General features: G+C 36.7%; 25 protein-coding genes, 1 tRNA gene and 1 CRISPR repeat array. Of the genes, 10 read left to right on the top strand and 16 right to left on the bottom strand.

The features are described from left to right. Nucleotides 1–6: 6 nt before the first annotated feature. Nucleotides 7–384, bottom strand: a complete 378-nt coding sequence (locus tag NML69_RS02440; protein WP_254725203.1) for a DUF1934 domain-containing protein — start codon at nucleotides 382–384, stop codon at nucleotides 7–9. A 71-nt stretch (nucleotides 385–455) separates the two neighbouring features. On the opposite strand from NML69_RS02440, the gene NML69_RS02435 reads away from it, so the two are divergent. After that, nucleotides 456–1,763 (top strand): HD domain-containing protein, encoded by a 1,308-nt coding sequence (locus NML69_RS02435; RefSeq protein ID WP_042902410.1) that lies wholly within the window; start codon nucleotides 456–458, stop codon nucleotides 1,761–1,763. A gap of 9 nt (nucleotides 1,764–1,772) precedes the next feature. Continuing rightward, nucleotides 1,773–2,579, top strand: coding sequence for a sugar-phosphatase (yidA, locus tag NML69_RS02430; RefSeq protein WP_198459774.1), 807 nt, complete (start codon nucleotides 1,773–1,775; stop codon nucleotides 2,577–2,579). A gap of 88 nt (nucleotides 2,580–2,667) precedes the next feature. Here the strand turns inward: yidA and NML69_RS02425 are convergent, their stop codons facing one another. The 13 genes from NML69_RS02425 to NML69_RS02365 all read right to left on the bottom strand — a co-directional run bounded on the left by NML69_RS02425 (nucleotide 2,668) and on the right by NML69_RS02365 (nucleotide 13,811). Then, nucleotides 2,668–3,144: an Imm6 family immunity protein gene (locus tag NML69_RS02425; RefSeq protein WP_000958203.1), complete on the bottom strand. Its 477-nt coding sequence runs from the start codon at nucleotides 3,142–3,144 to the stop codon at nucleotides 2,668–2,670. 32 nt (nucleotides 3,145–3,176) lie between these two features. After that, nucleotides 3,177–3,728: an Imm6 family immunity protein gene (locus NML69_RS02420; protein ID WP_232619940.1), complete on the bottom strand. Its 552-nt coding sequence runs from the start codon at nucleotides 3,726–3,728 to the stop codon at nucleotides 3,177–3,179. Continuing rightward, nucleotides 3,729–4,055: a hypothetical protein gene (locus NML69_RS02415; RefSeq protein ID WP_198459775.1), complete on the bottom strand. Its 327-nt coding sequence runs from the start codon at nucleotides 4,053–4,055 to the stop codon at nucleotides 3,729–3,731. Between the two features lie 123 nt (nucleotides 4,056–4,178). Then, nucleotides 4,179–5,599: direct repeats of the CRISPR family, unit length 36 nt; unit sequence GTTGTACAGTTACTTAAATCTTGAGAGTACAAAAAC. A 70-nt stretch (nucleotides 5,600–5,669) separates the two neighbouring features. Continuing rightward, nucleotides 5,670–6,713 (bottom strand): CRISPR-associated protein Csn2-St, encoded by a 1,044-nt coding sequence (csn2-St, locus tag NML69_RS02410; protein WP_254725202.1) that lies wholly within the window; start codon nucleotides 6,711–6,713, stop codon nucleotides 5,670–5,672. Further along, nucleotides 6,710–7,033 (bottom strand): CRISPR-associated endonuclease Cas2, encoded by a 324-nt coding sequence (gene cas2, locus NML69_RS02405; protein ID WP_254725201.1) that lies wholly within the window; start codon nucleotides 7,031–7,033, stop codon nucleotides 6,710–6,712. Before cas2 ends, csn2-St begins: the two co-directional genes overlap by 4 nt. A 4-nt stretch (nucleotides 7,034–7,037) precedes the next feature. Beyond that, nucleotides 7,038–7,946, bottom strand: coding sequence for a type II CRISPR-associated endonuclease Cas1 (gene cas1 / locus NML69_RS02400; RefSeq protein ID WP_254725200.1), 909 nt, complete (start codon nucleotides 7,944–7,946; stop codon nucleotides 7,038–7,040). 177 nt (nucleotides 7,947–8,123) lie between these two features. Then, entirely contained in the window at nucleotides 8,124–11,492 is a 3,369-nt protein-coding gene (gene cas9 / locus NML69_RS02395; protein WP_254725199.1) for a type II CRISPR RNA-guided endonuclease Cas9, read from the bottom strand. A gap of 218 nt (nucleotides 11,493–11,710) precedes the next feature. After that, nucleotides 11,711–11,782 (bottom strand) — tRNA-Arg (locus NML69_RS02390). 41 nt (nucleotides 11,783–11,823) lie between these two features. After that, nucleotides 11,824–12,171, bottom strand: coding sequence for a 50S ribosomal protein L19 (rplS, locus tag NML69_RS02385; RefSeq protein WP_001068669.1), 348 nt, complete (start codon nucleotides 12,169–12,171; stop codon nucleotides 11,824–11,826). Nucleotides 12,172–12,289: 118 nt separating this feature from the next. Further along, nucleotides 12,290–12,619 (bottom strand): fluoride efflux transporter CrcB, encoded by a 330-nt coding sequence (gene crcB / locus NML69_RS02380; protein WP_042767704.1) that lies wholly within the window; start codon nucleotides 12,617–12,619, stop codon nucleotides 12,290–12,292. Then, nucleotides 12,613–12,987 (bottom strand): fluoride efflux transporter CrcB, encoded by a 375-nt coding sequence (crcB, locus tag NML69_RS02375; protein ID WP_042767706.1) that lies wholly within the window; start codon nucleotides 12,985–12,987, stop codon nucleotides 12,613–12,615. The genes crcB (NML69_RS02380) and crcB (NML69_RS02375) overlap by 7 nt, the downstream gene beginning before the upstream one ends. Next, on the bottom strand, nucleotides 12,984–13,250 hold the full coding sequence (locus NML69_RS02370; protein WP_042767707.1) for a chorismate mutase: 267 nt from the start codon (nucleotides 13,248–13,250) through the stop codon (nucleotides 12,984–12,986). The genes crcB (NML69_RS02375) and NML69_RS02370 overlap by 4 nt, the downstream gene beginning before the upstream one ends. A gap of 117 nt (nucleotides 13,251–13,367) precedes the next feature. Further along, nucleotides 13,368–13,811 carry a flavodoxin gene (locus NML69_RS02365; RefSeq protein WP_001162125.1) on the bottom strand — a complete coding sequence of 148 codons (444 nt, stop codon included), beginning with the start codon at nucleotides 13,809–13,811 and terminating at the stop codon, nucleotides 13,368–13,370. 103 nt (nucleotides 13,812–13,914) lie between these two features. On the opposite strand from NML69_RS02365, the gene NML69_RS02360 reads away from it, so the two are divergent. The 3 genes from NML69_RS02360 to NML69_RS02350 all read left to right on the top strand — a co-directional run bounded on the left by NML69_RS02360 (nucleotide 13,915) and on the right by NML69_RS02350 (nucleotide 16,236). After that, nucleotides 13,915–14,859: a bifunctional oligoribonuclease/PAP phosphatase NrnA gene (locus tag NML69_RS02360; RefSeq protein WP_042767708.1), complete on the top strand. Its 945-nt coding sequence runs from the start codon at nucleotides 13,915–13,917 to the stop codon at nucleotides 14,857–14,859. A 107-nt stretch (nucleotides 14,860–14,966) separates the two neighbouring features. Beyond that, nucleotides 14,967–15,830, top strand: a complete 864-nt coding sequence (locus tag NML69_RS02355; RefSeq protein ID WP_254725198.1) for a lantibiotic ABC transporter permease — start codon at nucleotides 14,967–14,969, stop codon at nucleotides 15,828–15,830. A gap of 163 nt (nucleotides 15,831–15,993) precedes the next feature. After that, complete coding sequence (locus NML69_RS02350) at nucleotides 15,994–16,236, top strand: type B 50S ribosomal protein L31 (RefSeq protein ID WP_000710762.1); 243 nt, start codon at nucleotides 15,994–15,996, stop codon at nucleotides 16,234–16,236. A 104-nt stretch (nucleotides 16,237–16,340) separates the two neighbouring features. Here the strand turns inward: NML69_RS02350 and NML69_RS02345 are convergent, their stop codons facing one another. Together NML69_RS02345 and NML69_RS02340 are read right to left on the bottom strand one after the other, a co-directional pair. Next, nucleotides 16,341–17,498, bottom strand: a complete 1,158-nt coding sequence (locus tag NML69_RS02345; RefSeq protein WP_061416572.1) for a site-specific integrase — start codon at nucleotides 17,496–17,498, stop codon at nucleotides 16,341–16,343. Between the two features lie 64 nt (nucleotides 17,499–17,562). Next, nucleotides 17,563–18,132 carry a helix-turn-helix transcriptional regulator gene (locus NML69_RS02340; RefSeq protein ID WP_254725197.1) on the bottom strand — a complete coding sequence of 190 codons (570 nt, stop codon included), beginning with the start codon at nucleotides 18,130–18,132 and terminating at the stop codon, nucleotides 17,563–17,565. Between the two features lie 146 nt (nucleotides 18,133–18,278). Here NML69_RS02340 and NML69_RS02335 point away from each other — a divergent pair, with 146 nt between their 5' ends. The 5 genes from NML69_RS02335 to NML69_RS02315 all read left to right on the top strand — a co-directional run bounded on the left by NML69_RS02335 (nucleotide 18,279) and on the right by NML69_RS02315 (nucleotide 21,144). Further along, entirely contained in the window at nucleotides 18,279–18,557 is a 279-nt protein-coding gene (locus NML69_RS02335; protein WP_254725196.1) for a DNA-binding protein, read from the top strand. 5 nt (nucleotides 18,558–18,562) lie between these two features. Then, nucleotides 18,563–18,895 carry a replication initiator protein A gene (locus NML69_RS02330; protein WP_061416568.1) on the top strand — a complete coding sequence of 111 codons (333 nt, stop codon included), beginning with the start codon at nucleotides 18,563–18,565 and terminating at the stop codon, nucleotides 18,893–18,895. A 2-nt stretch (nucleotides 18,896–18,897) separates the two neighbouring features. Further along, on the top strand, nucleotides 18,898–19,539 hold the full coding sequence (locus NML69_RS02325; RefSeq protein WP_254725195.1) for a hypothetical protein: 642 nt from the start codon (nucleotides 18,898–18,900) through the stop codon (nucleotides 19,537–19,539). A 292-nt stretch (nucleotides 19,540–19,831) separates the two neighbouring features. Further along, nucleotides 19,832–20,707 (top strand): replication initiation protein, encoded by an 876-nt coding sequence (locus NML69_RS02320; protein WP_061409370.1) that lies wholly within the window; start codon nucleotides 19,832–19,834, stop codon nucleotides 20,705–20,707. Nucleotides 20,708–20,742: 35 nt separating this feature from the next. Beyond that, the gene (locus tag NML69_RS02315) at nucleotides 20,743–21,144 is read left to right on the top strand and encodes a hypothetical protein (protein ID WP_001220478.1); all 402 of its coding nucleotides are present in this window, start codon (nucleotides 20,743–20,745) and stop codon (nucleotides 21,142–21,144) included. The last annotated feature ends 216 nt before the right edge of the window (nucleotides 21,145–21,360 follow it).

The raw sequence follows: 21,360 nt of genomic DNA, 5'->3' as shown, positions 1-21,360 counted from the left end.
TTTTTCTTATCCCCAAGTAATTTCTAATTGATAGCTGGCAAAGGGTTGTCCCTCTTGATTTTGCAGTTGATAGGCGAGTTCAATCTTTTGCCCATCCAGTTTGTAGTGACTCGTTTGAATGATAAACTCCTGCATCCCCATTGGTGTAGGAATATAGGCCAAACTATCACTATCCTTGAGAAAACGCATAATGGTCTTCGGATTGGAAAAACGGGTCATCACCAGTTCTTGACCATGGAATTTAATAACTACTTTTTCTTTTTCCTCATTATAAAAAAGCAGATAGCTATAATCGCCCTTTTCACGCACTTCCACGTCATAGAGTTGGTCAATGACTTCCAATTGTTCATCAAACTGAATCGTATTGCGCATCCGAATCTTCACATCAAATCCTCTTTCTTGTCTCTTGTCCTACTATTTTACCAAAAAGAGCAGGATTTTGCTATAATGGTCATATGAACGAAAAAGTATTCCGTGACCCAGTTCACAACTATATCCATGTCAATAATCAGGTCATCTATGACTTGATCAATACAAAGGAATTTCAACGTCTGCGCCGTATCAAACAGCTAGGAACTTCCAGCTATACTTTCCATGGTGGGGAGCACAGTCGCTTTTCCCACTGTCTAGGAGTCTATGAGATTGCTCGTCGTATCACGGAGATTTTTGAAGAAAAATATCCTGAAGAATGGGATCCTGCTGAGTCTCTTTTGACCATGACTGCTGCGCTCCTTCATGACCTCGGGCATGGTGCCTACTCTCATACTTTTGAACATCTCTTTGATACAGATCATGAGGCCATTACTCAGGAAATCATCCAAAGTCCTGAGACAGAGATTCACCAAGTCTTGTTACAAGTAGCGCCTGACTTTCCAAAAAAAGTTGCCAGTGTCATTGACCATACCTATCCTAACAAGCAGGTCGTACAGCTCATTTCCAGTCAGATTGATGCAGACCGCATGGACTATCTCTTGCGCGACTCCTATTTTACAGGAGCATCTTATGGGGAATTTGACCTGACTCGAATCCTCCGAGTGATTCGTCCTGTCGAAAATGGGATCGCCTTTCAGCGCAATGGCATGCACGCTATTGAAGACTATGTCCTCAGTCGCTACCAGATGTATATGCAGGTTTATTTCCACCCAGCAACTCGGGCCATGGAAGTCCTCCTACAGAATCTTCTCAAGCGCGCCAAGGAACTCTATCCTGAAGACAAGGACTTCTTTGCACGCACTTCTCCTCATTTGCTACCTTTTTTTGAAAAGAAAGTTACTCTATCTGACTATCTGGCACTTGATGACGGCGTGATGAATACCTACTTCCAACTCTGGATGACCAGTCCTGACAAGATACTAGCCGACTTGTCGCAACGTTTTGTCAACCGCAAGGTCTTTAAATCCATTACTTTTTCACAAGAAGACCAAGACCAACTCGCAACCATGAGACAACTGGTTGAAGAAATCGGTTTTGATCCAGACTACTATACTGCTATTCATAAGAACTTTGACCTCCCTTATGATATCTATCGTCCCGAATCTGAAAACCCACGGACACAGATTGAGATTCTACAGAAAAATGGAGAACTAGCAGAACTCTCTAGCCTGTCTCCTATCGTCCAATCCCTTGCTGGCAGTCGCCACGGAGATAATCGTTTTTATTTCCCAAAAGAAATGTTGGACCAAAACAGCATCTTCGCAAGCATTACCCAGCAATTTTTACACTTGATTGAGAACGATCATTTTACCCCAAATAAGAACGAATAGAGGAAATGTATGAGTATTAAACTAATTGCCGTCGATATCGATGGTACCCTAGTCAACAGTCAAAAGGAAATCACTCCGGAAGTCTTTTCTGCCATCCAAGATGCCAAACAAGCTGGCGTCAAGGTCGTTATTGCAACAGGTCGTCCCATTGCAGGCGTTGCAAAACTTCTGGACGACTTGCAGTTGAGAGACAAGGGCGACTATGTGGTAACCTTCAACGGTGCCCTTGTCCAAGAGACTGCTACTGGCCATGAGATTATCAGCGAATCCTTGACCTATGAGGATTATCTAGATATGGAATTTCTCAGTCGCAAGCTCGGTGTTCACATGCACGCTATTACCAAGGACGGTATCTATACTGCCAATCGCAATATCGGAAAATACACGGTGCACGAATCAACCCTCGTCAGCATGCCTATTTTCTACCGCACTCCAGAAGAAATGGCTGACAAGGAAATCGTCAAATGTATGTTTATTGATGAACCAGAAATTCTCGACGCTGCGATTGAAAAAATTCCAGCAGAATTTTACGAACGATACTCTATTAACAAATCTGCTCCTTTCTACCTCGAACTCCTTAAAAAGAATGTGGACAAGGGTTCAGCCATCACTCACTTAGCTGAAAAACTAGGATTGACCAAAGATGAAACCATGGCGATCGGTGACGAAGAAAATGACCGCGCCATGCTCGAGGTCGTTGGAAATCCCGTTGTTATGGAAAATGGAAATCCTGAACTCAAAAAAATCGCCAAATACATCACCAAAACAAATGATGAATCCGGCGTTGCCCATGCTATCCGAACGTGGGTACTGTAAAATGCTTAACTATAAAAAATAAACGACACCCCAAAAGGTAGAGATGAAACTCTAACTTCCGGGGTGTTCTTTTTGATTTTTCGCCAAATCATCTAAGTAATCCTAGTCTATCTAGTTCTTTTAGGGCAGATTCTCTTGATGGGTATGGATTTTTATTGATGAAAATTTTTACTGTTTCGACGTGATGATAAAGATCCATGCTAATCTCTTTTAAATTATCAATAAAGACATCAAGTAGTTCCGGTTCAATGTTTTCCAAGGGAGAAGGAAGCTCCTTCTTATTTTCAAACTCAAAAGCTTCTTTAGCAGTCACACCTATTGCATAACTAATGTTGTCCCACAAGAGACCATTCGCTTCATTTTCATCTAACTGCATGTAGATAAATATTCCACTGAAGTCTGTCCCATCATCTAAAAGGCGATAAAGTTCCTCTCCCCTTTTATCTCTATTCTCCAAAAAACTCCAACATGCATCCAAGGCAGTTCGAATTTGAGAATTGTATCGTGTTTTCATACGGTTTACAATTGCTTCAGCAAAAATCAACATAAAATAACTCGTAAGCATATCCTCTCCTGATCTATACTTGAACGAATAGCCTATTCATTCTCATCTGATAAAAATAGTGAACCAAAATAGTTTTTAACGAGCTCATCCTTTAAATATCCTTCTATTTCTGGACCAGTTATTTGTGAAATAAGCTCCCTATTTTCAGCTAGGATTTGTTTGTAACTTGAAGAAAGAGCCTCAAGTATGTCCTCGTCGGCACTTTCAATCGTTTGTGGCAGGTAAACCTCCTCAGAAGCAATATATGAGTAGTGACAAACTAGGACAAAGAAATTAGCGATACAGTTCCATACTAGTGGATTGGTTTTCTTATCCAACACCTGAAATGTCAAGATATCCAGCTCGTCCATATTTTCCAGTCGATTGTATAAAATATCTGGACAAAAACCACTCTCTTTATCAAGTTCCTGTTTAGAAAGTTTTAAGGATTCTACAACAAACTCCTGATATTCTTTCTCACTGACAAGATCTACAAGACCGTATAACAACTCCTGTAGGAAGCACAATAAATTTCTATTATCATTCATCGATTTTCCTTCTATTACTAAAAAACTAACTTGGTAATCCACTGGAAAACGTAGCACTCACTCTTCCTCCTCAAACATCAGGGCATCCAGTTCTTCTCTTTCAGCCACAATCTCTTCAAAGGTGGAAATAAGATTATTTACTATTTCTAAGGTGATAATACCAGTCGAATCCCTCATCGTAACCTTGGTTCCAATGACATTCAACTCATGAATGAGTTCTCGAACCTTTCTTAATCCATCCAAATCTAACATGTCAACTTCGATCACCGTGTCATGATTTTTGATTCTAGATTGGATTAAAGAAAAAGGCAAGGATGAATGGCTTCTTAACAACTTATAGGTCCCTGACTTGTCACCTATAGAATCAATAAAAATAGCTAGCATCACTTCCGCTCCCTTCCTCTCTGGTCGCTACTATATGACATTATACCATACAGGTGAGCTGATTCTTAAGAAACTAAAGAGGGCGTTCCCGTTCCGATTACTGAGTTAGATCTAATTCAGATCGTTGTACAGTTACTTAAATCTTGAGAGTACAAAAACAATTGGTTTACAATTTATATGAATTTCGTGGTTGTACAGTTACTTAAATCTTGAGAGTACAAAAACACGTATCAAGTCATAACGGTTACGATATTTGTTGTACAGTTACTTAAATCTTGAGAGTACAAAAACTAAACCCTAAATGTTTCGTGTCTCGGCGTTGTTGTACAGTTACTTAAATCTTGAGAGTACAAAAACTCAGCTTTGAATGGCACATCGAATTTGGATGTTGTACAGTTACTTAAATCTTGAGAGTACAAAAACTTATCTACGGCTTGAATAGATACGCCACAGGTTGTACAGTTACTTAAATCTTGAGAGTACAAAAACTAGGTGGAACAGTCCCGGAGGTAGAACCTGGTTGTACAGTTACTTAAATCTTGAGAGTACAAAAACTAATCCGTAGCTCCAGAATTAGGCTGCACTGTTGTACAGTTACTTAAATCTTGAGAGTACAAAAACGTTTGCCATACTAGCCTCCTTATGGTGTTAGTTGTACAGTTACTTAAATCTTGAGAGTACAAAAACACGTCATCATTATTTCGAACTACGATTGTTGTTGTACAGTTACTTAAATCTTGAGAGTACAAAAACCTAGGAATGTATGCAATATGCACCTTCCCTGTTGTACAGTTACTTAAATCTTGAGAGTACAAAAACTAGATAGTAAAGGTATGATAAGCTAAATCAGTTGTACAGTTACTTAAATCTTGAGAGTACAAAAACTCTGTGAAGAGCTGGGAGCTCTTGGAGAAGGTTGTACAGTTACTTAAATCTTGAGAGTACAAAAACGCTCTCTTGCCATGTAATTCTCCTCGTAGTGTTGTACAGTTACTTAAATCTTGAGAGTACAAAAACAAATGGGATTATAGCTGTCTTAGCAGGTGTGTTGTACAGTTACTTAAATCTTGAGAGTACAAAAACTGCAGAGTGTTTAACTCTTGCATCCGTCCAGTTGTACAGTTACTTAAATCTTGAGAGTACAAAAACTGTTCATTAAACGAGTGACATAGGTTGCAAGTTGTACAGTTACTTAAATCTTGAGAGTACAAAAACTCTTCCTTGTCTACAATAGGATTGAAGATTGTTGTACAGTTACTTAAATCTTGAGAGTACAAAAACAGATCTTCCAAACCAAGTCAAAAATCCGCAGTTGTACAGTTACTTAAATCTTGAGAGTACAAAAACAACTACAAAAACATCCATATATAGTAAGAAGTTGTACAGTTACTTAAATCTTGAGAGTACAAAAACGTAACGGATATTCAATTTGAACTAGCTAACGTTGTACAGTTACTTAAATCTTGAGAGTACAAAAACCTTACCGCTTTACTATGTATCTCGTTGAAGTTGTACAGTTACTTAAATCTTGAGAGTACAAAAACCTCAAATTCGTCAATTTTGATTTTTGTTCCCTCAAAAACATTATAAAGCCTTGAATCTCACTCGTCAATACTATTCTTCCAAATATTTCAATAACATTGGATTGATTGATTCAATACGGAATTTTGTTTTCATTTTGTACTGATACAAATTATTCAAAATTTTTAATGCTACTTGATCTTCTACAGATAAACTCATATGGAGAATGTCCGAGCTAAATAAATAGGATCCAATTTTTCTTAAAGAAGTTAAAAATTCTCGTTCATCAGGTATTTGATTTATTGGATACTGATTGGTAAAGCGATCATACATAAATTCTAGAGAATAAAAATGATCAACATAATCGGAAACAATATTGATTTCTTCTAAAACTTCTTTCGTGACATGAAGATAACCTTCATTGGAAGGAAATGAAACAATATATAATGAATCGCTATGATTAGTCAGAAACTCCATTTTCTCGCAACATTCAACAAAATCATTATAGGATAAAAAATCGTCCAAATTTCGTAAGACAAGCAAAAACTTTTCAGAACTGTTTGTCGCCATAACTTCTAACATGGAAAGAAATAATAAAAACTTTATCTTATTATCTACAAACTCAAAGGATATATTTTTATCATTGGTTCCAAAGTATGGTAAAAAATTCTTTTGAATCAATTGATCCGTATTAAAATATTTTGATTCGGTATGATAGATAATGTCATCTAATTGAAGATTCAACTTCTGATTCAATAGAAGTGAAATCCTATCTAGATTGTCATTGATATTTTCAATTTGCTCCATTATCTCTATAGAATTAATCTTTTTCTTTATATAATCATAGGCTACTGTTCCTTTTTTATATTCCATTTGTTCAATTAAATCATTGATATTGGACACTTGAACAACACTGAATTCTGATCGGGAAACCATTGTATCGTCTATTAGTATTTTAGGCTCATTTTGTTCAAATAGAACTAAATCTTCCTCACTATATTTTTTTCCTCCAAAATACCATAATAGTATCTGCCAAATATAGTATTTTAATTGCTGATCTTGACCTACAATTTGAGTAAATTGACCAAAACTTAATGAAATTTTATCCTTGTATGGATGACTAATGTTCATTTTCATATAACTACCAACTTATTATCACTGACTACTTCTTCTTGCTTTGTTTTTCCACCAATGATTAAAACCATTTCAGAAAATTGTTTCTCAGTCACTGCAAGCAAACGGACATTCCCACTCTGTAAATTACTCTGACTTAATTTTTTATAGAATTTACTAGCAAAACTTCTATTAGGACAGGTCCTATAATAAACAGAAAACTGCAACATTTCAAAACCATTGGCAATTAAATCTTTTCGAAAATTACGATAGACTCTTTTTTCTTGATTTGTTTCCATTGGTAGATCAAAAAAACACAATAATCTCAATGCTTCATACCTCATTTCTTTAGCTCCATTCTACACTCGAAACCATTGGACAGTAAAATTTGCTAGTATCCTTATCAGAGATACATTTTAGAAAGCCTTTGACATACTTATCCATTGCTACCGTTACAGAACACGTTTCTTTACCGTAACGAATCTTTGCATTTAATGTATCTGTTAGCGCCAAGCGAAACTCGTATTTCAAATACTCTTCATCTCGTAAATTTTGATAGACCCAAACATCGACAATCTGCCGAAAAGGTTCCATCAGGTCATCAACCAAGTTAAATTGGTTATATTCATTCTTATGAAAAATTCCTATTAAGGGATTTAACCCATACCCAGAAATAATACGTGCCATCTGCGCTCTCATGATTGCATAACCATAATTTAGGCCAGCATTGATGACATCCGTTTCCTGTTGTGTAAGACGTACGAATTTTTTTCCAAAGAGTTCGTTAAAATAGACTTTTGCAGCATGGCCTTCACGATTGGTTTTATCTCCATATTCAATATGATCTTTATAGTCTGCTAATAATTGAATGCAATCAATATTTTTCTCAAACATTGCAAGAACATCTTGCTGATTGTTTATTTTGAAATAGGTTACTATTTGCCATAATTTATCTTTTTGCTCCTGCGTCCACAATAATTGCTCCTGTAATTTTTTATAGGCTCTAAAATGGCCATTTTGAGAATGATAAATTCCAGTAGGCAAGTGCTCATTATCACAGACAATTAAAGCAATATTATACTTACTTAAAGCACTTAATAACCTTAAAGTTACAACAGTCTCCCCTCCTTCTGCTACAATTATCGAAATATCACTCAGTGGGATAACATAGTCTTGACCCATTTTCTTAATCAGAAGATTATCTAACTTCAATTGCATTTTTTCACTCTGACAGACATGCACAATTCTCCAAGTCATCGTATTTTCCTCTTTCACAAAACGAAAACACCCAGCCATAAATGACAGGGTGTTGAATTCGGCATGAAGCCTTATCTTTGTAGCTTCTGCAAGATTTAAGTAACTGTGTAAGGCGTCCCTTACGGTTACTATTATAATACATTGTACAAGCGTTTGCAACTCTTTTTTAAATATTTTTTAAAATTTGAGTTTTGGTTCGTCACCCTCTTTTTTAATGATATGTTTTTTACCCAAAACATCTGTTTTTACTTTAAAAATGGATATATTTGACTTATTTAGTCCTTTCAGACACTGTCCTCCTTTTGCAACTTTACCAAATAAACTTATCAATGGCTGCTCACCATCAAATTTAGCTTTATCATAAGGTTTCAATTCAACATAATGTTTTACATTTGGCATAGTTCTAGATAAAAATCTAAAAAATTGCTCTTCATTTGTTTGATTATCTTTTATTAAAATTAAGTCATTTTTATAAAGAGTAAATTTAAATTCCGCCTGAGAGTCCACTCCTTCTCTATCCTTAATTGATAAGTACTTTTCAATGGATATAGAGTAAGCACCACTACCCTTTTCAAATTGCAAATCTGCATACTTTAATCCAAGTAATTCATATTTCCCTGTTTTATGATTATAATAAACGTCTGTACGCCATGGGGCTATTGATTGAAGCACAACTTGATTATCACTACCATCTGGTGTGATATCAATGTGATTACCTAGTTTATTATCATAGTATTTAAGACTTTTAATTTCTGGACCATTACCTTTTCTGCTATATTTCCGGATTGGTCCATTTTCTTGTTTGTATTTCTCAAAAGGATTGCAAGGAACTTCTTTATTCTTCTCGTTAAATTTTTTTGAAGGATAAGTTCTTAGAATCTCTTCAATTACCTTTTCAAACGTCTGGGGATCTTTGTGATACATTAAGAATTTACTCTTATCTTTATTGTAAATTTTAATAAAAGCATCATACCCTGCTTGGCTATAAATATCTTTAATCTTACCTAAAACATAAGTTTCTTCAGATTTATCTTTATCCAATTTCGCTTTTCTTGTTGCATAAATGGTTGCATCTGAAATTTTTCGATTAAATTTTGAATCTACTTGATAAGAAAATAGAATACTATCCTCAAACGTCTTGCTACGCAATGTATCGACAAAATGGTCATAAGGCGCTTTAAACACTAACTCTTTATATTCATCATCAGCCAATGGAATAATTTCTCCAGTCTCTGAATCAACAAACTGCCCTTCTTTATAAGTAATCAGAGGATTATTCTGTTTTTTCCATAACCTTAATTGACTCGAAGCAGCAATAATTAAGGCATCCACAGCATGGTGGTAATAGGTTTCACGAGATTTTTCAAGTCCCCACTTTCTTCTTAGCTGAGAGGTAAATTGTCCACGTACCACCGAAATAGTTGTATCGAATTTATGCGCTTTATAAAAATCTTGTAGAGCATTTAAAACAACGCGAGAGGAATATCGAGTATCAACCAAATTTCGTTCGATAAACTTCTGCTTCACCTCAATTTTACTAATATCTTCTTCCATTAAAAGGTAATCTTTCTTTTTATTACCTAATAATTTAGACTCTTTTACATAAGATTTAAACTCACGGTAGGACCAAGCATCATCCATACTATCTAAAGCCTGAAACGGTGTTCGCTGCCCCTTCTCCTGGTTTGCTGTAGCTAGAACCAATACTTTATTAGATAGACTATCATCAAACGATAAAGAAAGAGGTAAAATATGGTCAATTTCGTACTTATACTGATTGTGAATTAAATCTGAAATTGGAATGTTCTTCCCAGTATAAAGACATTTTTCTCCCTGTTGATGCCATAAACGGATCTTAGTAACCAATTCCTTATGGCCATGAAAAATACTATCTGGTAACTCTTTTTTCCCATTGTATTGAAACGCCGCTTTTTCCATAGCTGCATTTTTCTCATCTTGGTTTGCCTTTTGACGTTTTATATAATCTTTCTTAGCGTCTTCTTCGTTATTTTCACGCGCCATTTCGATAACGATATTATCAAAGATACCATGTTTTTTAGTTGCTTCGTTGATTATTTTTATAGCTTGTCTGACAGATTTTGCTACTACAGGGTTATAGATTTCTTCTGTTACTTCTTTTTCATCAATATACTTAGTTCGTTTTGAAGTCTCTTTAGATTTTTGTTTCCCCAATCGTGTGAGAATTGTCATTTGCTCTTCTGAAGTTTCATAAAGTTCTGGTATCAACTCCATCATGAGTTTAAGAGAAAAATTATGCCATCCCTTACTAAATAGACTGCTATTATTTTTTCTAAATTGAACTAATTCAAGTACTTGATCTTGACTAAATACACCCATTAACTTCGAGTTAATTGCTTCTTCTATACCTTCTCGTTCAGTATTTAGAGTTAAAATATGGGCAAGCTCATCTAGAACATTTCTAGACAATTCCCCAACTGAAATTGTTTCTAGCGATTGCATTTTTCGATAGACTTCAAAAGTATGCATTTCAGGTTTATTGTTTAAATCAACTCGATAACCACGTATCTGATCTACTGAAGCATCAATCATTTTAGCAATGTACTTCAATAAGGTTGAGGCTCCTAATGTTTTCGCTAATTTCGCATATTCAATGATTGTTTTCTTTTGTTCCTCACTAAGTTTCTTTGTTTCTGTAGGAACTGTTAAATTATTTAAATCATTTAGTAAGTTAAACTCTTGAGCAGTATAGGAAGCTTTAGAAGCTCTGTATTCCTCAGGATAAAATGTACATTTACCGATTAAAACACCAAAAATATTATCTAAGGTAGTACCATCTGTTCGAAAACGTCCATAATCCGTCCGAGATTTTTCATTTCCTGGTCCATGATAATATTTTCTTTTCCCTGTAAGGATTTTTAGATAATCCTCGATAAACTCATCCGTAATTTTACTATTGAATTCCTGCTGTTTTCTAAGAATTCTTTCAGCTTCCTTTTTATACGCAGATGTTGAAAAAACATTGATCAATCGGCATTTCTCACCATTTTCTTTAACAGTAAAATCTCCCCTTAATTGACCATATTTTTCAAAACGCTCTAGTTGGATTTGACCTGGTGTTTGTTCAGCAAGTAATTTTCTATTTTCCTCAACTGCCTTACCATAATCAGACGATACTGTACCCCCATCCTCAGAAGCATCATCTAAATAGCTAATACCACGTCTCTTAACAATGTTCTTTAAAGCTATGAACAGTTCTTCATTCGTTAGTTGCTGATTCAAGCCATCTACACGAAGTCGATATGGATTAAGATTAATGGATACCTTAGAAAAATCAGTTAACAAACCATAGTCTTCAAATAAATCTTGGAAGCGAACACCACGATGTTTTTTCCGACGATTTAATCGTCTAGCCTGTCTATTTTTTCTTCTTTCAACATTATTATCAGCTGTTGCAGCTGGAAAAAGTCGTGAATTCACATGAATAATCTTTCCAGAATTTTTTTCTAGAATTCCCACTCCTACGGATGCAATACCAATATCCAATCCTAAAACTAAACCGTTCATAGTCAAACTCCTAACTCATTATAATATTAATTAAATTTTACTCCTTACTTTCTAAAAAATCAAATCATTATATGCAATTAACTAAAATATCCTGTCTTTTTATAATTATATGCAAATTCTCCCGTTTTCATCATTGATAAAAAACAAAAAAGCGTGATCTCACGCTTTTGGAGTTCTATTTTAACTTGAGTAATTTCTGTTTAAAATTACTCGTTTACTGCCCCCTGCAGGAATCGAACCTGCAACTACTCCTTAGGAGGGAGTTGTTATATCCATTGAACTAAGGGAGCTAGAGAAAAACCCTGCTGAATGAGCAGAGTTTTTAGTCGAATTAACGACGGATTTCTTTGATACGAGCCGCTTTACCTTGAAGAGCACGCAAGTAGTACAGTTTCGCACGACGTACTTTACCGTAACGAACAACTTCGATCTTTTCAACACGTGGAGTGTGGATTGGGAAGATACGCTCAACACCTACACCATTAGAGATTTTACGAACTGTGTAGTTTTCTGAGATGCCCGCACCTTTACGTGCGATAACAACACCTTCAAAAATCTGGATACGTTCACGGTTACCTTCGACAACTTTCGCGTGTACACGAACAGTGTCACCAGGACGGAATGATGGGATATCTGTACGAAGTTGACCTTCAGTCAAGCTTTGGATTAATGGATTCATTTTATTCTCCTATCTTTGTCAATCTTGAGGAACCTTCCTCAGCGGATAAACTGTATTTTTGTGCGTCCATTACACACAAGATACAGTTTACCAAATTTCCACCTAAAAGTAAAGAAATTTATAGCAGAATTCCTAAAAAAATCGCTAGAAAACCGCCTAGGTAAGTTAAGAGAAAATAGCTATAAAATACCTTCTTGTCACTTAACAGTTTTTGCAGCTCATCATTCAAGGTTGAAAAGGTCGTTAACCCTCCACAAAAACCTGTCGCTAGGATGGCATAGATTTCCTTGGACTCCACATGATTGTAGAGCAAGCCAATCAAAAAACAACCGAGGAGATTGGCTATGAGAGTTCCTAAAGGCAATTTAGAAGCTTGATTATAGCGGGAAAAGAAATAACGAACCAAGGCTCCGAACCCGCAGGCGATTGCAAGATAAACGATTACCATTTCTTCCTCCCTAGAACATAAGCCAAGAGCAGACCTCCACCAATGCTCAAAAATAAGTAGATGCCTAAACTAAGATAACGCCCGGTATCAAGCAGTTTCACGGCATCAAGCATTAGACTAGAAAAGGTTGTTAGCCCACCACAAAATCCTGTACCCAGCGCCAAAACCAAACCTTTACTGCTTCCCTTATAAACCAGATAACCTTTCACCAGATAGACTAAGCAGAAAATACCCAGATAGTTGACAAGGAGGGTACCCCAAGGAAAGTCGGGACTGGCTGGTAACCAAGTAGAAACCAGGTAGCGGACAAGGCCTCCCAACATAGCAGCCAGAAAAATCCCGAGCGGATAAAATTGTTCTTTTTTCATTTGATGTTTTGATCCTGATAATCACGCGAACGTTTGAGAATGTCTGAAAAAGTCGCAACAATGGTCTCCTGATAGCGCTTATCTTCTACTCGATTTTTGACTTTCTCAAAAATGATTTCTTCTCGCTTGGTATCTAAAATAGGTTTTCCTGAGGCTTTCTTATAGGCAACTACTCCCTCAACCAAATGCATCCGTTCTTCTAGGAGCTTGACGATTTGGTCGTCGATTTGATCAATTTCTTGGCGAATAATATCTAAATTCATACAGTCTCCTCCTTTATTTGAATTATTGTATCAAAAAGCCTCTAAATAGGCTAGTAAAATCCCAAAAAAACTAATAAAAAAACGCACTGACTTCTTCCAGTCAGCGCAGCTTGATTCTTATCCTACTTTTGCAGCCAATTCTTCTGCGAATTGTTCCAAACGTTCGATGTCCTCTTCTTCGGCAGAGAGGTCCACTTTAACACACTCTGAACCTTTTTCTGCTCCTGTCGCTACAAATACACGATCAAAGTCATCGACAGCCTTACAGAATTCGTCGTAGAAGGTATCTCCTGAACCGACCACTCCGTAGATTTTGCCATTCAAGTTGAGATCAGCTAGGTCTTCGTAGAAGTCCATCATCTCATCTGGCAATTCTCCATCTCCGTAGGTGTAAGTCGCAACGATTGCGATATCTGCTTCCAAGAAGTCTGAAGCGTCAACAGTCGTACATTCATCAACATCAACATCCAAGCCCAAGTCACGCAATTTATCTGCCACAATATCTGCAATTTCTTCGGTATTACCGGTCATACTGGCAAATACAATTTTTGCTAATGCCATATCGTCCTCCTCAATTTATCTTTCTCCATTATATCATATCTTTTTCATTTTAAAAATAAAAATTCTTGTGCTACAATGAAATGAGAAAGAATTGAGGTTATTTATGGAAATTTGCCAGCAAATTTTAGAGAAAATCAAAGAATACGATACCATTATCATTCACCGTCATATGAAACCAGATCCTGATGCCTTAGGGAGTCAAGTGGGCTTGAAAGCTCTTCTCACACACCATTTTCCTGAAAAGACCATCAAAGCTGTCGGCTATAATGAACCGACTTTGACATGGATGGCAGAAATGGATACTGTCCAAGACAGTGACTACCAAGGAGCTCTTGCTATTATTTGTGATACAGCGAATCGCCCTCGTATCGATGATAAACGCTACGAACAAGCTGCTTTCACCATCAAAATCGATCACCATCCAAATGATGATATCTATGGTGACCTATCTTGGGTGGATACAAGTTCAAGCAGTGCCAGTGAGATGATTGCATTATTTGCTCAAGAAAATCAGCTAACTTTGTCTAGTGAAGCGGCACGACTTCTCTATGCAGGAATTGTCGGGGACACAGGGCGTTTTCTCTACCCTTCAACTAGTGCTCGTACCTTTAGAATAGCTGGCCAGCTCCGAGAAATTGATTTTGACTTTGCTGGATTGTCTCGTCAAATGGATACCATGAGCTTCAAGATTGCAAAACTGCAAGGCTTTGTCTATGATCATTTAGAAGTTGATGAAGACGGGGCTGCACGCGTTCTGCTTACTCAAGACATCTTGGAAAAATATAAGGTTACGGATGCTGAAACAGCGGCAATTGTCGGAGCACCTGGCCGAATCGATACCGTTAAGGCTTGGGCTATCTTTGTTGAACAAACTGATGGCCACTTCCGCGTGCGAATGCGCAGTAAAATCACTCCTATCAATGAAATTGCCAAACGACATGACGGTGGAGGGCATCCATTAGCCAGTGGCGCTAATTCCTATAATCTAGAAGAAAACGAACAAATATACCAAGAGCTGAAAGAAGTTCTACAGATTCACCAAGGCTAAGAAAGAATTTTCTTGGCCTTTTATATGCTAGATTCTTAAAATATACGGTTTCTTTGTACCTCAGTTTATGGTATAATAAATCAAACTGAATAAAAGGAGACATAATAATGGAAAAAAATCGTTTGTATATTCTCATTTCTGCTGGAGTAGCCATCCTTGGTTCACTCTTGCCATGGGCTAGTTTAAATGCAGGTTCTTTTGGGTCCTATAGTGTGAATGGTTACCAAGGAGATGGGTGGTTTGTCATTATCGCAGCTATTGTGTCTATTGTTCTTGCTTGCTTGAATAATATGAATAAAGCAATGCCTAAAGGGTTCTCAATTGGTGTCATTGTTGCGGGTGCAATTGCAACTCTTGTCACACTAAATAGTCTCTTTAATGTAAATAAATACATGTCTAACTTTGGTGGATACGGCATTTCAATCGGCTTTGGTTTGATTTTAGCTATTCTTGCTAGCATTGCACTAGTTGTAACTGGTCTCTTGGCAATGTCAGGTGGTAAAATTACAAAAGAGTCATTTACTGAATTAGCTGAGTCTGGTAAAGATTTTGCTCAAACTGTCGGACGTGTAACAAGCTCTACCGTTAAAACTGCAGTCGAAGAAATCAAAAAAGAATCTCAAGAACGTAAAAAAGAAGAAACTACTGCTGAAAAAACAGAGACTGTTAAAGAGGAAACCGAGCAAAAAGAAGAAGCTAAGGAACCAGCTAATGTAGAAGCTGAATCAGCAGCAGAAAACGCAGAACCAGTAAAAGAAGAAACTACTGAATCTGAAACAAAAACAGAAGCTGAGCCAGTAGCCGAACCAACAGAAACAGAGGCTGAAGCTGAAACTGTAACAGAATCAACAGAAACAGAAGCTACTGAATCTGAAAAAGAAGCTGAATCAGCAGCAGAAAACGTAGAACCAGTAAAAGAAACAGAAGTAAAAAATCAACAAGAAGAAAAAGCTCCAAATCAAGAGAACTAATCATTCTTCTACCGTCACTCCAGTAAACACTGGAGTGATTTTTTATCAAGATTTTTAATAAAATCAGGGAAAAGACTTGCCAAACTTATCAGAATCTGATAGACTAGTATGGTAACAATCTATGGCTCGCAAAGAGACCATGGCAGAAAGGAAATATTGCAAAATGAAAAAAGATATCCATCCAGAATATCGCCCAGTTGTCTTCATGGACACAACTACTGGTTACAAATTCCTTAGCGGTTCAACTAAACGCTCTAACGAAACTGTTGAGTTCGAAGGCGAAACTTACCCATTGATCCGTGTGGAAATTTCATCAGACTCACACCCATTCTACACTGGACGTCAAAAGTTCACTCAAGCAGATGGACGCGTGGATCGTTTCAACAAAAAATACGGTCTCAAATAATCAACCGCATTTATTGCTTAAAAACGTTGATACAAAGCCTTTTCCAAGAAATTGGAATTGGCTTTTTTTATTTTTAGTACCGTTTTTGGTACCGTCTTGGAAAACTAACCTTTTGCACTATCCAGGTAATCTACAAATTTTGTGATAGCTTTCTTCTCTCCTGCTACTGTAGAATGGCTATAAGTATCCAGGGTCATCTGACTACTTGCATGACCTAACCTTTTGGCTGCATTAACAGGATCTACACCCGTTTCAATCATCAAGGTAGCATGAGTATGTCTGAAACCATGAGGAGTTATCTTCTTCAAGCCATGTTTCCTAATAATGCGCTTCAGAACACTATTGATATAGTCCTGGTATAAAGGCTCTATCTTTCCATCTCGGCCAACAAACGTAAACATGTAATCACTATCAATCAATGGGGTAACTGACAGTTGCCCCTTTTCTCTTCTGCTCTTTTGTTTCCACTCTTTCAAAATCGAGACTGTCTCAGTATCTAAAGGGATTTGCCGTATGGAAAACCTGTTTTTAGTGCTTTTCTCAACTGCTTTCCCTTTGATTCTACCTAGATTTTTGCTGATAGAAAGTAATTGATTATCAAAATCAATATCAGACCACCTCAAAGAATACAGCTCCCCTTTCCTTAAGCCACTATAGGCCAACAAACGAAATAAGGCATAGTTTTTATAAGGCTCTTCTGCCTTAATAATAGCTAAAAACTCATGCAACTCCTCAACGCTAAAGAAGTTATCTGACTTCTTCCGCTCTCTTTTTGGGAGTATCGTTTGCTTCATTGGGTTGTCTGTAATCAATTTCATTTTCAAAGCAAAATCAAACACTTGGCTAGTATAAGATTTTACCTGTTTGATATTTCTAAAAGTCTGACCTTTTTCGGTAATAAAGTCTTGGCAGTGCCAAGGAGTAATTTTGGAAATTTTCATCTTTCCAAGAACTGGCAAGATATGGATTCTAAACAAATCATCTGTACGGACGCTTGTCGTCCTCTCTACTGTGTTTTGATACGTTTTGAACCATTCTTCAAAAACTTCATCAAAACGTCTCTCAGAGACTCTCAGTAGCCCTGAGAGGTCTCCTGACGCTTTTTTGTGGTAAATCATAGCTTCATATTGTCTAGCCTCTCTAAGGCTCTTAAAACCGCTTTTAAAGAAGTCCTGACGTTTGCCATCAATCACCCTGTAGATTCTGACCTTATAAAGATACCCTGATTTAGACTTTTTAGCCTTATATTTAATAATAGACATTCTAATTTCTCCTTTATTTTTTAAGGTTTCGGAGCTTATAAAATAAAGAAATCATGATTGTCAGTTATTTATTACGCTTTTTCTCTTCTTGCCGTCTCTTGTATTCAGGAGTCTCTACCCATGCCTCCCAGACATAATGATAAGGGGAGTCTTCTGCTCCTGATTTGTTAATCAGGAAAGGGATAAGGCCTTGTTTCTCATCAGCTATAAATTCTTTAATAGCTTTAACCAAAACAGGGTTAAAGCCTTTTTTACTTGCTAGAAAATCAATGTAATCAGACAATGCCTCTGATTGATTGAGCTCTGCAAGTATAATAGCAAGATCTTCTCCAAAAGGAGTCCATTGAGTGATTTTATTTTCAATCGTACTTTTTCCCTGAAGCACTTTGGCGAAGCCTTTAAAAATTTCTTTGGTTGAACCTGGATTGACTAATACAGGGTTATCATCAATCCCCAGCAAGTAAGGGATAGACACCCCGAAGTATTCTGCAAGGATTTTTGCATTTTCTATACTAAGATTTGTTTTTCCATTTTCGTATTTTCCATATTGAGACTGGTTAGTATTCAAAACTTTTGCTAAGTCAGCTTGAGTCAGTCCTTTTTCTTTTCTTAAAACTTTTAGTCTATTGCTCATTTTATACCTTTCTGACATTTTATATTTAAAATTATAACACAAATAATTAAAAAATAACTTTTTTCTTGACATAAGTTATTTTTTAACTTAAAATAATAGTTATAAAATAACTTCGGAGCTTATAAAATTAAGAAAGGGGTCAGAATATGACAGAAAATTTTACCATCCACCTCCCAAAAGCAACAGAAAAGAAGTTGCTTGCTCGCTACGATAACATGCTTCAGAAAGCTATTGAAAAAGCCCTTGAGGACCAGGAACTCTATAAACCTATGGTTCGTATGGCAGGCTTGTGCCGTTGGCTTGATGTATCCACTACTACCGTTGTCAAATGGCAACGTGAAGGCATGCCCCACATGGTCATTGACGGAGTGACCTTATACGATAAACACAAGGTAGCACAATGGCTACAACAATATGAAAGGTGAGATATATGGATTACGGTGATGATTATTACTTAATACCTAAAGTATTATTTCAAGACGATTTCTATAAGGATTTGGTACCCCTTGATGTTATTGTCTATTCTGTGCTAAGAAACAAACAAGAAGAGGCAATAGAGAAAGGTTGGGTAGATGATGAAGGAAATATTTACCTAGCATATAGAATTGAGGATCTAGCAAAAAAATTTTCCTGCGCCAGAACGACTATGGTCGCTGTTTTACAACGCTTGGAATCTGTCAACTTAATTGAACGTGAACGGCAATGGAATACAAGCTATTATAACCATAACTTACCATACATGACTTATATTAACGAGGTGTAAATATGATAAAGGTTTACTTTGGAAAAGATACAGCACTTAATCAGGCCATCCAGTCACGATTGGATAGCTATCAGCTTGAATATCAAGTATTCTCAAGTAAAGATATAGATACTAAAACGCTGATGGAATGGCTTTTTAGGTCAACTGATATATTTGAACTGTTAAGTACTAAGATGTTGAAGTATAAATTAAATACACAAATTACACTTAGTCAATTTGTTAGAAAGATTTTGAAAGACGTTGATAGTTCCTTAAAACTCCCCATTGTTGTAACAAAAGAAGCCATCTATTCGAACATGACTGCAGAATATGTTGGGACACTCTTGCCAAAAGAATACCGTAAAGCAGAACGAGAGAATTTATTTAGGAAATTTGAAAAGCTAGATGAAGATAGACGTTTTTGGAGAAATTTTGAGATTGTCCGTAAACAATCTGAGTTGCCTTGGTTTGAATTGCACAAGTTGCTATTTGCTGATGTTTCTGATGATTTAGGAGAAATGAAAAAAGCTAAAGATCGATTCTTTAAATACAAGAAAAACAAGCAGATTCCCCCTGAAGATATCATCGAAAAAATCCTAGAAATATTTTTGATTGAAAGAGTTGACCTTTTTCAAAAATCTGTTTCAGATCTACAAAATTTCTAGTCCTAAAACAGTTTTGAAAATGACCATGAAAATATTTTGTAAATGGTATTTTGAGACTAAATTTTTGAGCTTTCTCAAAATTTATAACGCGGGCCCCTCTAACAGCCCGCTATGTTCCCATTTCGTGGGATTTTACTGCACCCATTTTTTGGCAAGTTTGACCGTAGCAAAATGAAAATAGTCCGACGAAGTCGGCTTGGGGTTGCTCCCCCAAGAATGTCATTTTACGGAGGTCTTTGCGCAGACAAAAAAGAGGCGCCGATAGGCGACCTCTACAAGAAAGGAGGTTGATTTGGAATTAAAAGTTAGCTTGGACAACATCACTATTACAGCTTATATCAAACCTATCAAACTCCTTGATCTCAAAAGTTTGATAGAAAGTCATACAGCCATTATCGTCCAGACTGCAATGACTGATATGTTTAGAGCAATCACTCGGGACGGAAGTCACGTTAGACTCCTCCTAGACTACGACAAATTAAAAGGACAAGCCTTTAATGCTCGCCCTTTCAGGATAGAGTTTAACCCCAATAAACTCCGACAGATTGATATTAATATCTTAGATACAATTATACCATATCTTGAAGATATTGCAATCTCTCGAGTCGATTTAGCTTTTGATATATTTGAAGTTGATTGTAGTGAGTTTATTCTTGAAAAGAAAGGCCGCCCTACTGCTACCAAAGAATGGAGAGACCAGAATGGAAAACTAGAAACTAAATATCTAGGCGCCTCCAGGTCAGAAAAGCAAATCAGACTCTATAACAAAAAAGTTGAACAATTAGAAAATGGCTCTGATGAAGACAAGAAATTTGCCCAGCAGTTCCAGCATTGGTGGCGCTTAGAATTTCAGCTCCGCAGTCGCTCGGTTGAAGAAATATTTGAAGTCATTGACTCTGTTATCTTTAAACCGTTTAACTTTGAAGGTTTAGGCATAGAGGCTCAACTTTACTTACTTGCCCTTACTCGTGATAAAGGAATCTGGAACAAAGTCAGTAAAAACACACGTACAAAATACAAGAAACTTTTACAGACCTATAAAACATCTGATATTGACTATCTGAAATTGATGAAAGATTTATTAAAACATGAACGACCAATATTAGAAAAACAGCTTGCTTATTATGGGGGAAGAGAAACAAAAAATAGCTTTCAACCATTTGGTTGAAAATCCAGTATTAACAAGGAGTTACGAGGCCTAAAATGAGAATAAAAGACTACGCTGATAGCCTGGGAGTTAGTAGTCAATCCATCTATAAACGGATACGATCTCCAAAATATAAAGAGAGGTTGAAAGGTCATTTATACCTAGACAACCAAAAGGTTGAAAACCTTGATTTAATAGGCATTAGAATACTTGAAGATTATCATTTTGAAAATGATGTGATTAAACTTGAGAAAGAATTAGAGGAGGCTAAAGAACAAGGCAAACAACTAGAACAAGATTTGCAACTATTGAAAGGCTATAGGAAGAGTGAGCAACAAAATTTAAAAGCTTGGGCAGATTATGCTGAACGATTGGAACAACATCGATTTTACTTAATGATTGCACTCACTACTGTATCTATAGCTTTCCTTGTAGCTTTAGCCTTTGCCGTCTTCTGACGGCATTTGTCGGACAATGCGAAGCGTCCGACCCTGGGGCACTGATAGAGTGCCCTACTCGCTTCGGCGAGTATAGTCGAAACTCCTCTTGTGGCTCGAGAGGTGGTTCGATGTCGCTCCTGTATTCGGAGCGATGTGCCGTCTGCAAGACCCTTCGGAGAACGCACATTTACGGAGTAAAGTGTAGTGCGTTACACTTTACATGGAAGTCGTGCC

The organism is Streptococcus sp. CF8-6 (genome assembly GCF_024295845.1).
Classification (GTDB): Bacteria; Bacillota; Bacilli; order Lactobacillales; family Streptococcaceae; genus Streptococcus; species Streptococcus oralis_BO.
Note: the sequence above shows the minus strand (reverse complement) of the source record. Positions and strands in the feature narration are given on the sequence as shown.